This is a genomic window from Streptomyces turgidiscabies Car8, from assembly GCF_000331005.1.
GTDB classification, from domain to species: Bacteria; Actinomycetota; Actinomycetes; order Streptomycetales; family Streptomycetaceae; genus Streptomyces; species Streptomyces turgidiscabies.
In genome coordinates this window covers 1-11398 of the sequence record NZ_AEJB01000615.1, presented here as the reverse complement: position 1 = coordinate 11398, position 11398 = coordinate 1, and the positions used below count along the sequence as shown (strand labels likewise).

Sequence of the window (11398 nt, the reverse complement as noted above, 5' to 3'; positions counted from 1 at the left end):
CACCGACAGACCGGCGTACACGATCACACGGGCGTGCAACGCGAACCGGGGCCTACCACGCCGGTGCGGTACGGCCTCGTACACCCGGACGACACGCGGCGGGTGCAGCAGCAGGACGAGGGTGTCCAGCCAGTGTGTGTACGAACCGGGCGCCCTCCCCGCCGAGCCGCCAGCGCGCCACGTAGTCGAGCGCGAAAACCGCCCAGGCGGCCAGCAGCACGGCAGCGGTGACGCCGCCCCGAGCGGGATCTCGGCGGGTGCCTCGGTGCGTGCCCCGGCGACACGCTCCATATGGGCGAAGCAATATGCTGCATGGCATGACGAGTGAGCCGGAGCAGCAGATCGGAGTCGGGACGCAGGACGCGTTTCAGCGCCTGTGGACGCCTCACCGGATGGCGTACATCCAGGGCGAGAACAAGCCGACCGGTCCGGGGGCCGACGACGGCTGTCCCTTCTGCTCGATCCCGGCGAAGTCGGACGAGGACGGCCTCATCCTCCGGCGCGGCGAGCAGGTCTACGCGGTGCTGAACCTGTACCCGTACACGGGCGGCCATCTGATGGTCGTGCCGTACCGGCATGTCGCCGACTACACGGACCTGACGGAATCCGAGACCGCCGAGCTGGCCGAGCTGACCAAGCAGGCGATGACGGCCCTGCGCAGGGCGTCCGGGGCGCACGGGTTCAACATCGGGATGAACCAGGGCACGGTGGCGGGCGCGGGCATCGCGGCCCACCTGCACCAGCACATCGTCCCGCGCTGGGGCGGCGACACCAACTTCATGCCGGTGGTGGGCCACACGAAGGTGCTGCCCCAGTTGCTGGGCGACACGAGGAAGATGTTGTCGGAAGCATGGCCTCCCAATAGCCCGTCCGGCGTTTGAGGACGAGGCCGATCAGGCCGAAGCGGGGGCCTGGGGGCGGCAGCCCCCAGTGACGCCCACCCCGACCGACCCGCCACCGCCCAACCGCCGGAGGCCTACGCGTCGTAGACGTCCGCCTTGCGCGGCATCGGGTCCTGCACCGCCGTACTGAGGAACGACGACCGGTTGCCGAACTTCTCGGTGTCCGCGCCGTTCTCCTCCAGGACCTTGATCGCCGCCGCGTGCACGACCCGCAGCACCGGGGTGGCCGCCCGCAGCGCGTCGTCGGCCATGAAGCGGTGGCGCCACGGCTGGTCCGCCCACGAGTGGCGCAGTCCGAACGGTTCCGGCAGAGCCAGTGAGCCGCCCAGCCAGTTCAGCAGCGGGGGGTACCAGGTGAGGGGAGCCCGCGCGGCGAGCCGTACGACCTCGTCCGCGTCGACCAGGGGCAGCTTGACCTTACGGGTCTCCCAGAACCTGACCGACTTCTGGACCTCCTTCTCCTTGGCCGCGGGCTTGCTGGTGAAGAGGGAGTGCACCGGACCGAGCGCGTGCCCGGTCACCTCGATGCGCAGGGTCTCGTGCAGCACGGTCACCGTGATGAGCATCGTGATGATCAACTGGCCGTCCCAGAGGGTCCACTGGACCCCGAGGTAGTGCCGCTGACCGCTGCCGAACTGCTGCTTGTTGCAGATGTCCTGTATCGCGTGGTTCTTGATCTGGTACGCGTCCACGTCCGTGCCGCTGGGCCGGGAGACCTCCTTGGCGCCCTCGCCGACGGGGGTGACGATCCAGTGCTTCAGGGTCGGCTTGGTGAACCCGCCGGTGTTGAGGGGCCCGCGCTCCAGCATGCGCAGCTTGTCGTGGATCGAACGTATGACGTCCCAGCTGCGGAAGGGGTGGATCTCCTTGCCCGCGTCCCGGGGGACCAGTTCCTCGGCGAGCTGCCAGCTGCCCCACCGGGTGCCCATGCCGAGTATGCCCTTGGGTCCGGCGTAGAAGACGGAGTTGGACTGCTGCTCGGCGCTGAGCCGGGCCAGTTCCTTGCGCAGGTGTTCGGCGGCGGTCTCGCCGGGGCTGCCGGGGACCGCCTCGGGGATCTTCGCGCCGACGCCACCACCGGCCAGCAGGGCGGCCCAGCGGTCGCGGAGGTCCTGCGCGGTGCGCTCGCAGATCTGCTTGGCCCACAGCCAGCCGACGACCGGCAGCACGACGCACGCGCGGGCGTACCAGGCCCAGAAGCCGGTGAACGGCATCTTGACCAGGAAGATCACGGCGAAGGCGCCCACGGCGACCAGCAGGGTGGTGGCGAGCGCGGAGGCCCGCTTGTCCGCGCGCTTGGCGACGTTCGCGCGGCCGACGAAGACCAGCAGCCACAGCAGGAGTCCGGGGAGGAAGAGCACCCCGCACAGCACCATCACCGCGGAGAGCCAGTTGTCGCGGTCGCGCCGGATGCGGTGGGCCGCGAGGGCGTGCTCGACGACGACCTGGGGTTCGGTGCCGAAGGACTGGATGAGCGGCTTGCGGCCGGCGCCCAGCATGCGGTCGATCACCGCGCGGGAGAAGGCCTCACCGAGCTTGGGCCGGAAGATCTTCCCCAGGGCGCCCCGGGGCGGCTTGACCGTCGACTGGTGCCACTCGTTGTCGGCTTCCAGGATCTTGGTGACCTCGTCGTCCTCCCGGTAGGCCGCCGAGGCCAGCGCGAAGGTCGCCGCCGTCTGGCCCGCGGAGCCCGACAGGGGCACCTGCGCCCCGGGACTGAAATCGAAACCGTCGTCCGCCACTGTGCCGCCCCCTCGCCGCCGTACCCGCTTCTGCGGCCTTTCCCGACTTCCGTGCTCCGCACACCTGTTGAACAGGTCATCACGTTGATCGAGTCACAACTTGATCAGGTGATCAGCGTATCCGCAGCCACCGACAATTGGGCGGCGGACGGCACAAGCCGTCCGCCGATGCGGAGGAAAGCGTTCCGCGAAGGCCAATTGCCGGGTACCGGCCGCCAACTAAGCGGCGCCCTCCGCCTGTTCACGGACCTTCTCGGCGATCTGCGGCGGCATCGGTTCGTGCCGCGCGTACCTGCGGTCGAAGCGGGCGGTGCCGTGCGACAGGGAGCGCAGATCGACGGCGTACCGGTCGATCTCGATCTCGGGCACCTCGGCGCGTACGAGGGTCCGGCCGCCGCCCGCCTGCTCGGTGCCGACGACCCGGCCGCGCCGCCCGGACAGGTCGCTCATCACGGAGCCCACGTAGTCGTCGCCGACGAGCACCGTCACCTCGGCCACGGGTTCGAGGAGATGGATCTTCACGTCGGCGGCGGCCTCGCGCAGTGCGAGCGCGCCGGCGGTCTGGAACGCGGCGTCGGAGGAGTCCACCGAGTGCGCCTTGCCGTCGAGCAGGGTGATCCGTACGTCGATGAGCGGATAGCCGGCGGCGACCCCCTTGACGGCCTGGGCCCGTACGCCCTTCTCCACGGACGGGATGAACTGCCTGGGCACGGCGCCTCCGACGACCTTGTCGACGAACTCGATGCCCGAGCCGCCCGGCAGCGGCTCCACCTCGATCGCGCAGATCGCGAACTGCCCGTGTCCGCCGGACTGCTTGACGTGCCGTCCGCGCCCCGCCGACCGCCCGCCGAACGTCTCCCGCAGGGAGACCCTGTGCGGTACGACGTCGACCTGGACGCCGTACCGGTTGCGCAGCCGCTCCAGAGCGACGTCCGCGTGGGCCTCGCCCAGGCACCACAGGACCACCTGATGGGTGTCCTGGTTGTGTTCGAGCCGCATGGTGGGATCCTCGGCGACGAGCCGGCCGAGGCCCTGCGAGAGCTTGTCCTCGTCCGCCTTGCTGTGTGCCTGGATGGCGAGCGGCAGCAGCGGGTCGGGCATCACCCACGGTTCCATCAGCAGCGGGTCGTCCTTCGCGGAGAGGGTGTCGCCGGTCTCCGCCCGGTTCAGCTTCGCCACACAGGCCAGGTCGCCCGCGATGCAGTGCGTGAGCGTGCGCTGCTGTTTGCCGAAGGGCGCGGACAGGGCGCCGACGCGTTCGTCCACGTCGTGGTCTTCGTGCCCTCGGTCGGCGAGGCCGTGCCCGGAGACGTGGACCGTCTCGTCGGGCCGCAGGGTGCCGGAGAAGACGCGGACGAGTGACACCCGGCCCACGTAGGGGTCGCTGGCCGTCTTCACGACCTCCGCGACCAGCGGGCCGTCCGGATCGCAGGGCTTCAGCTCGCGCGGGCGGCCGTCCACCGTGGTGACCCCGGGCGCCGCGCGCTCCAGGGGGGTCGGGAAGCCCCCGGTGACCAGCTCCAGCAGCTCCACCGTGCCCAGGCCCTGCCGGGCGCCCTCGGCGGCGGGGGCGGCGGCGAGAACGGGAAAGAAGGTCCCGCGCGCGACGGCGCGTTCCAGGTCGTCGACCAGGGTCTTGACGTCGATCTCCTCGCCGCCCAGATAGCGGTCCATGAGGGTCTCGTCCTCGCTCTCCGCGATGATCCCCTCGATGAGCCGGTTGCGGGCCTCCTCAAGGCCAGGGAGCTGGTCGGGGCCCGGTTCGGACTCCTCGCGCTCCCCGGAGGAGTAGTCGAACAGCTTCTGCGACAGCAGCCCGGTCAGTCCGGTCACGGGCGCGTGCCCGTCCGGCCCCGGCGCGCCGTGCAGCGGCAGATAGAGCGGCAGTACGGCGTCGGGGTCGTCCGCGCCGAAGGCCTCCGCGCAGGTCCGCGTCATGGCGTCGAAGTCCGCGCGCGCGGACTCCAGATGCGTGACGACGATGGCCCGCGGCATACCGACAGCCGCGCACTCCTCCCACACCATCCGAGTCGAGCCGTCCACCCCGTCCGAGGCCGAGACGACGAAAAGGGCCGCGTCCGCCGCGCGCAGACCGGCCCTGAGCTCCCCGACAAAGTCGGCGTATCCGGGAGTGTCCAGAATATTGATCTTGTATCCGCCCCATTCGACGGGTACCAGCGAGAGCTGTACCGAGCGGTGCTGCCGGTGCTCGATCTCGTCGTAGTCGGAGACGGTGCCGCCGTCCTCCACGCGGCCCGCCCGGTTGACCGCCCCCGCGGTCAGCGCGAGAGCCTCCACCAGAGTCGTCTTGCCCGATCCGGAGTGGCCGACCAGCACCACATTCCGTACGGACGCGGGGTGGTCGGCCGCCGTAGCCCTGCCGGCGGCTCCGGGGTGTGCGTTCGCCTTGTCGCCCATGGTCCTGCCTCCCGTGCACGGTGAGGTCACTGTGGGCGCGGACGTGCCGAATCCGCGTTTGCGGCGGCTCCGATGGCGCCCGCGGTGCTTTCGAGCTTTGCACTCGTGTCACGACGCGTCCATACGACGGACGCGATCGCGCGGACGGGTCCCGCGCGCGGCGGGAGATCCGGCCTGCCGACATCCCGCCGTGACCCGGATGCCGTCAGGCCGTGACACGGGGGCGCGGGTGCCCGACCGTCGCACATGCGCGCGCGTGGCTACGATGGGCCAGCCGGTGGCCAGTAGGGGCCGCACGGCGACACCGACCCTCGGGAAGGCCATGCTGAACAAGTACGCGCGTGCATTCTTCACGCGTGTCCTCACACCGTTCGCCGCGTTTCTCATCCGCCGGGGCGTCAGTCCCGACACGGTCACGCTCCTCGGCACCGCCGGAGTGATCGCGGGCGCGCTGGTCTTCTATCCCAGGGGAGAGCTCTTCTGGGGCACGATCGTCATCACGCTCTTCGTGTTCTCGGACCTCGTCGACGGCAACATGGCACGCCAGCTGGGCCGTTCCAGCCGCTGGGGCGCCTTCCTGGACTCCACCCTCGACCGGGTGGCCGACGGCGCGATCTTCGGCGGTTTCGCCCTCTGGTACGCGGGCGGTGGTGACGACAACGTCCTGTGCGCGGTCTCGATCTTCTGTCTGACCAGCGGCCAGGTGGTCTCGTACACCAAGGCGCGCGGCGAGTCGATCGGTCTGCCGGTCGCCGTCAACGGCCTGGTGGAGCGCGCCGAACGCCTGGTGGTCTCGCTGGTCGCGGCCGGTCTCGCGGGCATGCACAAGTTCGGGGTGCCCGGCATCCAGTACCTGCTGCCGGTCGCCCTGTGGATCGTCGCCGTCGGCAGCCTGGTCACGCTGATCCAGCGCGTCGTCACGGTCCGCCGGGAGGCCGCGGAGGCGGACGCCGCGGCCGCGAGCGAGAACCCCGCCCAGAGCAGCGGGACGGCGTCGTGAGCGACCTGCGGGGGCGGCTCACGGACGGTGCTTACGCGGCGGGCTGGAGCGCGGTCAAGAAGCTCCCGGAGCCCGTCGCCGACCGGCTCGGCCGGACCATCGCCGACCTCGCCTGGAAACGGCGCGGAGAGCGCGTACGACGGCTGGAATCGAACTACGCGCGCGTGGTGCCCGACGCGAGCCCGCAGCGCCTGGCCGAACTGTCGCGCGCGGGCATGCGTTCGTACCTGCGCTACTGGATGGAGTCCTTCCGCCTGCCGACGTGGAGCCCTGAGCGGGTGAGTACGGGCTTCGACGCGAAGGACCTGCACCACCTGACCGACGGTCTGGCCTCGGGCCGGGGCGTGATCCTCGCGCTTCCGCACCTGGGCAACTGGGACCTGGCCGGTGCCTGGGTCACCACCAAGCTGCAGACGCGGTTCACGACGGTCGCCGAACGCCTGAAGCCGGAGACGCTCTACGACCGGTTCGTCGCCTATCGCGAGGGCCTGGGCATGGAGGTGCTGCCGCACAGCGGCGGCACCGCGTTCGGCACCCTGGCACGGCGGCTGCGGGACGGCGGCCTGGTCTGCCTGGTCGCCGACCGGGACCTGTCCGCCTCGGGCGTCGAGGTGAAGTTCTTCGGCGACGCGGCCCGGATGCCGGCCGGTCCGGCCCTGCTGGCCCAGCAGACCGGCGCACTCCTGCTCCCCGTGACCCTGTGGTACGACGACTCGCCGATCATGCGCGGCCGTGTCCATCCCCCGATCGAGGTACCCGAGACAGGTACGAAGGCGGAGAAGACGTCTGTCATGACACAGGCGCTGGCCGATGCCTTCGCCACGGGAATCGCCGATCACCCGGAGGACTGGCACATGCTGCAGCGGCTGTGGCTCGCGGATCTCGACCCCGCGAAGGACCCGGAGAACAGCCCGGGGAAGAGCCCGGGGGAGGGCACCCCGTGAAGATCGGCATCGTCTGCCCGTACTCCTGGGACGTACCGGGCGGCGTCCAGTTCCACATCCGAGACCTGGCCGAGTACTTCATCCGCCTGGGCCACGACGTGTCCGTCCTCGCCCCCGCCGACGACGACACCCCCCTCCCGCCGTACGTCGTGTCGGCCGGCCGCGCTGTCCCGGTGCCGTACAACGGCTCGGTGGCCCGGCTGAACTTCGGCTTCCTGTCGGCGGCAAGGGTGCGGCGGTGGCTTCACGACGGCGAGTTCGACGTGATCCACATCCATGAGCCGGCCTCGCCCTCGCTGGGCCTGCTGGCCTGCTGGGCGGCCCAGGGCCCGATCGTGGCCACCTTCCACACCTCGAACCCGCGCTCCCGGGCCATGATCGCCGCGTACTCGATCCTCCAGGCCGCCCTGGAGAAGATCAGCGCCCGGATCGCGGTGAGCGAGTACGCCCGGCGCACCCTGGTCGAACACCTGGGCGGCGACGCGGTCGTCATCCCGAACGGAGTCGACGTCGACTCCTTCGCCGGTGCCAAGCCGAAGCCCGAGTGGCAGGGCGGCACGATCGGCTTCATCGGCCGTATCAACGAACCCCGCAAGGGCCTGCCGGTCCTGATGAAGGCGCTCCCGAAGATCCTCGACGCACGTCCGACGACCAGGCTGCTGGTCGCGGGCAAGGGCGACGAGGAGGAGGCGCTGGAGGGCCTGCCCCCGGAGATGCGCTCGCGGGTCGAGTTCCTGGGCATGGTCAGCGACGAGGACAAGGCGCGGCTGCTGCGCAGCGTGGACGTGTACATCGCCCCCAACACCGGCGGGGAGAGCTTCGGGATCATCCTGGTCGAGGCGCTGTCGGCGGGTGCACCGGTCCTGGCCTCGGACCTCGACGCCTTCGCCCAGGTCCTGGACCACGGAGCGGCGGGCGAACTGTTCACGAACGGGGACGCGGACGCCCTGGCCGACGCGGCCGTCCGGCTCCTGGGCGACCCCGGCCGCCGGGACGAGCTGCGGGAGCGGGGCAGTGCCCATGTGCGGCGGTTCGACTGGGCGACGGTCGGGGCGGACATCCTGTCGGTCTACGAGACGGTGACGGACGGTACGACAGCGGTCGCGGCGGACGAGCGGACGGCGACGGGGCTGCGGGCGCGGCTGGGGCTGGCCAGGGACTGACCGGGGCAGCCGACAGGGGTACGCGGGAGCGGCGTCGGTGAACGGTAGCCTTGCCGCCCGTGACCGCAACCCTCATCTGGATCCTTGTCGGGCTCGCCGTGATCGGCCTCTACCTGAGCTGGACCGCCGGGCGGCTCGACCGCCTGCACGCACGCATCGACGCCACCCGCGCCGGCCTCGACGCGCAGCTGCTGCGCCGGGCTTCCGTCGCCCAGGAGCTGGCGACGTCGGGCGTCCTCGATCCCGCCGCGTCGATCGTGCTCTACGAGGCGGCGCACGCCGCGCGGCAGGCCGAGGAGGAGCAGCGGGAGGTCGCCGAGAGCGAGCTGAGCCAGGCGCTGCGGGCCGTCTTCGCGGAGGCGGGGCAGGTCGAGGCGGTACGCGAGGTCCCCGGTGGGGAGGCCGCGGCGGGTGAGCTGACCGAGTCGGTGATCCGGGTGCCGATGGCGCGGCGGTTCCACAACGACGCGGTGCGGGCGGCGCGGGCGCTGCGCAGGCACCGGAAGGTGCGGTGGTTCCGGCTGGCGGGGCACGCTCCGTTCCCCCTGGCGTTCGAAATGGACGACGAGCCACCGACGGCACTGGCGGAACGCGCGCCGGCATAAGGCTGAGTCCTCGCCCCCCGCCGCCCCAACCCGTCCCATCCTCTCCCCGGGGGCTGCGCCCCCAGACCCCCGCTCCGGCCCTGAAGGGGCCTCGTCCGCAAGCGCCGGACGGGCTGTAAGCGGGGCGGCGGGGGCGAAAACGATCCACCGGCTCCCCATTGGCCCTTGCAGTGGCCTGCTGCTCTCGCGTTTCCTCAATACCGCAGCAGCCCTCTTTCACCGAGTGAGGTCAAACCGTGTCCAGCACGCTCTCCAACTCCGCCCAGACGCCCGAGACCGGCACCGCCCGCGTGAAGCGCGGCATGGCCGAGCAGCTCAAGGGCGGTGTGATCATGGACGTGGTCAACGCCGAGCAGGCCAAGATCGCCGAGGACGCCGGCGCCGTCGCCGTCATGGCCCTGGAGCGTGTTCCGGCGGACATCCGCAAGGACGGCGGCGTGGCCCGTATGTCCGACCCGGACATGATCGAGGGCATCATCGAGGCCGTGTCCATCCCGGTCATGGCGAAGTCCCGCATCGGCCACTTCGTCGAGGCCCAGGTCCTGCAGTCCCTCGGCGTCGACTACATCGACGAGTCCGAGGTGCTGACCCCGGCCGACGAGGTCAACCACTCCGACAAGTGGGCCTTCACCACCCCCTTCGTCTGCGGCGCCACCAACCTCGGAGAGGCCCTGCGCCGTATCGCCGAGGGCGCGGCGATGATCCGTTCCAAGGGCGAGGCCGGCACCGGCAACGTCGTCGAGGCCGTCCGCCACCTGCGGCAGATCAAGAACGAGATCGCCCGCCTGCGCGGCTACGACAACAACGAGCTGTACGCCGCCGCCAAGGACCTGCGTGCCCCGTACGAGCTCGTCCAGGAGGTCGCCGACCTCGGCAAGCTGCCGGTCGTGCTGTTCTCCGCCGGCGGTGTGGCGACCCCCGCGGACGCCGCGCTCATGCGTCAGCTGGGCGCCGAGGGCGTCTTCGTCGGCTCCGGCATCTTCAAGTCCGGCGACCCCGCCAAGCGCGCCGCCGCCATCGTGAAGGCGACCACCTTCTACGACGACCCGAAGATCATCGCGGACGCGTCCCGCAACCTCGGCGAGGCCATGGTCGGCATCAACTGCGACACGCTACCCGAGGCCGAGCGCTACGCGAACCGGGGCTGGTAGCCCTCATGTCCCCCATGTACGACACCCCCGTCATCGGTGTCCTGGCCCTCCAGGGCGATGTACAGGAGCACCTCATCGCCCTGGCCGAGGCCGACGCCCTGGCCAGGCCGGTGCGGCGCCCCGAGGAACTCGCCGAGGTGGACGGCCTGATCATCCCCGGCGGTGAGTCCACCACCATCTCCAAGCTGGCCGTCCTCTTCGGCGTGATGGAGCCCCTCCGCGCGCGCGTGCGCGCCGGAATGCCCGTCTACGGCACCTGCGCCGGCATGATCATGCTCGCCGACAAGATCCTCGACCCGCGCTCGGGCCAGGAGACCGTCGGCGGTATCGACATGATCGTGCGCCGCAACGCTTTCGGACGCCAGAACGAGTCCTTCGAAGCGGCCGTCGACGTGACGGGCGTCGAGGGCGATCCTGTGGAGGGCGTTTTCATCCGTGCCCCCTGGGTCGAGTCCGTGGGCGCCGAGGCGGAGGTGCTCGCCGAGCACGCCGGTCACATCGTCGCCGTACGCCAGGGCAACGCCCTCGCCACGTCGTTCCACCCGGAACTGACCGGCGACCACCGCGTGCACTCACTCTTCGTCGACATGGTGCGGGCCCACATGGGACGCGCGGTGGGAGCGGACCGTACGGCGGAGTCCTTGTAGGATCTCTGGGGTTCGTACAGAGTTGGGTTACGCGAAGGAGACAGGCAGATGTCCGGCCACTCTAAATGGGCTACGACGAAGCACAAGAAGGCCGTGATCGACGCCAAGCGCGGCAAGCTCTTCGCGAAGATGATCAAAAACATCGAGGTCGCGGCACGCACGGGCGGCGCTGATGTGTCCGGCAACCCGACGCTGTTCGACGCCATCCAGAAGGCCAAGAAGAGCTCGGTCCCGAACAAGAACATCGACTCCGCTGTCAAGCGCGGCGCCGGCCTCGAAGCCGGTGGCGCCGACTACGAGACGATCATGTACGAGGGTTACGGCCCCAACGGTGTCGCGGTGCTCATCGAGTGCCTCACCGACAACCGCAACCGCGCCGCCTCGGACGTCCGCGTCGCCATGACCCGCAACGGCGGCAACATGGCCGACCCCGGCTCCGTCTCGTACCTCTTCAACCGCAAGGGCGTCATCGTCGTCCCCAAGGGTGAGCTGACCGAGGACGACGTCCTGGGTGCCGTCCTGGAAGCCGGCGCCGAGGAGGTCAACGACCTCGGTGAGTCCTTCGAGGTCATCTCCGAGGCCACCGACCTGGTCGCGGTGCGCACCGCGCTCCAGGAAGGCGGCATCGACTACGACTCCGCCGACGCCAACTTCGTCCCGACCATGCAGGTCGAGCTGGACGAGGACGGCGCCAGGAAGATCTTCAAGCTGATCGACGCCCTGGAGGACAGCGACGACGTGCAGAACGTCTTCGCCAACTTCGATGTCAGCGACGAGGTCATGGAGAAGGTCGACGCGTAGCACTGCCGCGAGAGCCCGTCGAGGG

Annotated in this window: 10 protein-coding genes and 1 pseudogene; 8 read left to right on the top strand and 3 right to left on the bottom strand. The window is 70.5% G+C overall.

All coding sequences use genetic code 11. The features are described from left to right. A pseudogene (locus STRTUCAR8_RS53755) lies at window positions 1-223 on the bottom strand (potassium channel family protein); the annotation flags it as partial. A gap of 82 nt (window positions 224-305) precedes the next feature. Here STRTUCAR8_RS53755 and STRTUCAR8_RS42650 point away from each other — a divergent pair. Continuing rightward, the gene (locus STRTUCAR8_RS42650; RefSeq protein ID WP_044473854.1) at window positions 306-881 is read left to right on the top strand and encodes an HIT family protein; all 576 of its coding nucleotides are present in this window, start codon (window positions 306-308) and stop codon (window positions 879-881) included. A gap of 95 nt (window positions 882-976) precedes the next feature. On the opposite strand, the gene STRTUCAR8_RS42645 is transcribed toward STRTUCAR8_RS42650, so the two are convergent. Both STRTUCAR8_RS42645 and STRTUCAR8_RS42640 read right to left on the bottom strand, forming a co-directional pair. Further along, complete coding sequence (locus STRTUCAR8_RS42645; RefSeq protein ID WP_006382637.1) at window positions 977-2644, bottom strand: hypothetical protein; 1668 nt, start codon at window positions 2642-2644, stop codon at window positions 977-979. 219 nt (window positions 2645-2863) lie between these two features. Next, window positions 2864-5062, bottom strand: coding sequence for an elongation factor G-like protein EF-G2 (locus STRTUCAR8_RS42640; RefSeq protein ID WP_006382641.1), 2199 nt, complete (start codon window positions 5060-5062; stop codon window positions 2864-2866). A gap of 265 nt (window positions 5063-5327) precedes the next feature. On the opposite strand from STRTUCAR8_RS42640, the gene pgsA reads away from it, so the two are divergent. The 7 genes from pgsA to STRTUCAR8_RS42605 all read left to right on the top strand — a co-directional run bounded on the left by pgsA (window position 5328) and on the right by STRTUCAR8_RS42605 (window position 11373). After that, window positions 5328-6062, top strand: coding sequence for a phosphatidylinositol phosphate synthase (pgsA, locus tag STRTUCAR8_RS42635; protein ID WP_063139059.1), 735 nt, complete (start codon window positions 5328-5330; stop codon window positions 6060-6062). Continuing rightward, window positions 6059-7006, top strand: a complete 948-nt coding sequence (locus STRTUCAR8_RS42630; protein ID WP_006382638.1) for a phosphatidylinositol mannoside acyltransferase — start codon at window positions 6059-6061, stop codon at window positions 7004-7006. The genes pgsA and STRTUCAR8_RS42630 overlap by 4 nt, the downstream gene beginning before the upstream one ends. Beyond that, window positions 7003-8169, top strand: coding sequence for a glycosyltransferase family 4 protein (locus STRTUCAR8_RS42625; protein ID WP_006382647.1), 1167 nt, complete (start codon window positions 7003-7005; stop codon window positions 8167-8169). The genes STRTUCAR8_RS42630 and STRTUCAR8_RS42625 overlap by 4 nt, the downstream gene beginning before the upstream one ends. A gap of 59 nt (window positions 8170-8228) precedes the next feature. Beyond that, a complete protein-coding gene (locus STRTUCAR8_RS42620) occupies window positions 8229-8774 on the top strand; it encodes a LemA family protein (RefSeq protein WP_006382639.1) in 546 nt (181 codons plus the stop codon). Window positions 8775-9076: 302 nt separating this feature from the next. Further along, a complete protein-coding gene (gene pdxS / locus STRTUCAR8_RS42615) occupies window positions 9077-9925 on the top strand; it encodes a pyridoxal 5'-phosphate synthase lyase subunit PdxS (RefSeq protein WP_234372744.1) in 849 nt (282 codons plus the stop codon). A gap of 14 nt (window positions 9926-9939) precedes the next feature. Continuing rightward, entirely contained in the window at window positions 9940-10572 is a 633-nt protein-coding gene (pdxT, locus tag STRTUCAR8_RS42610) for a pyridoxal 5'-phosphate synthase glutaminase subunit PdxT (RefSeq protein WP_006382646.1), read from the top strand. Between the two features lie 48 nt (window positions 10573-10620). Continuing rightward, window positions 10621-11373: a YebC/PmpR family DNA-binding transcriptional regulator gene (locus STRTUCAR8_RS42605; RefSeq protein ID WP_006382643.1), complete on the top strand. Its 753-nt coding sequence runs from the start codon at window positions 10621-10623 to the stop codon at window positions 11371-11373. Window positions 11374-11398 lie beyond the last annotated feature (25 nt).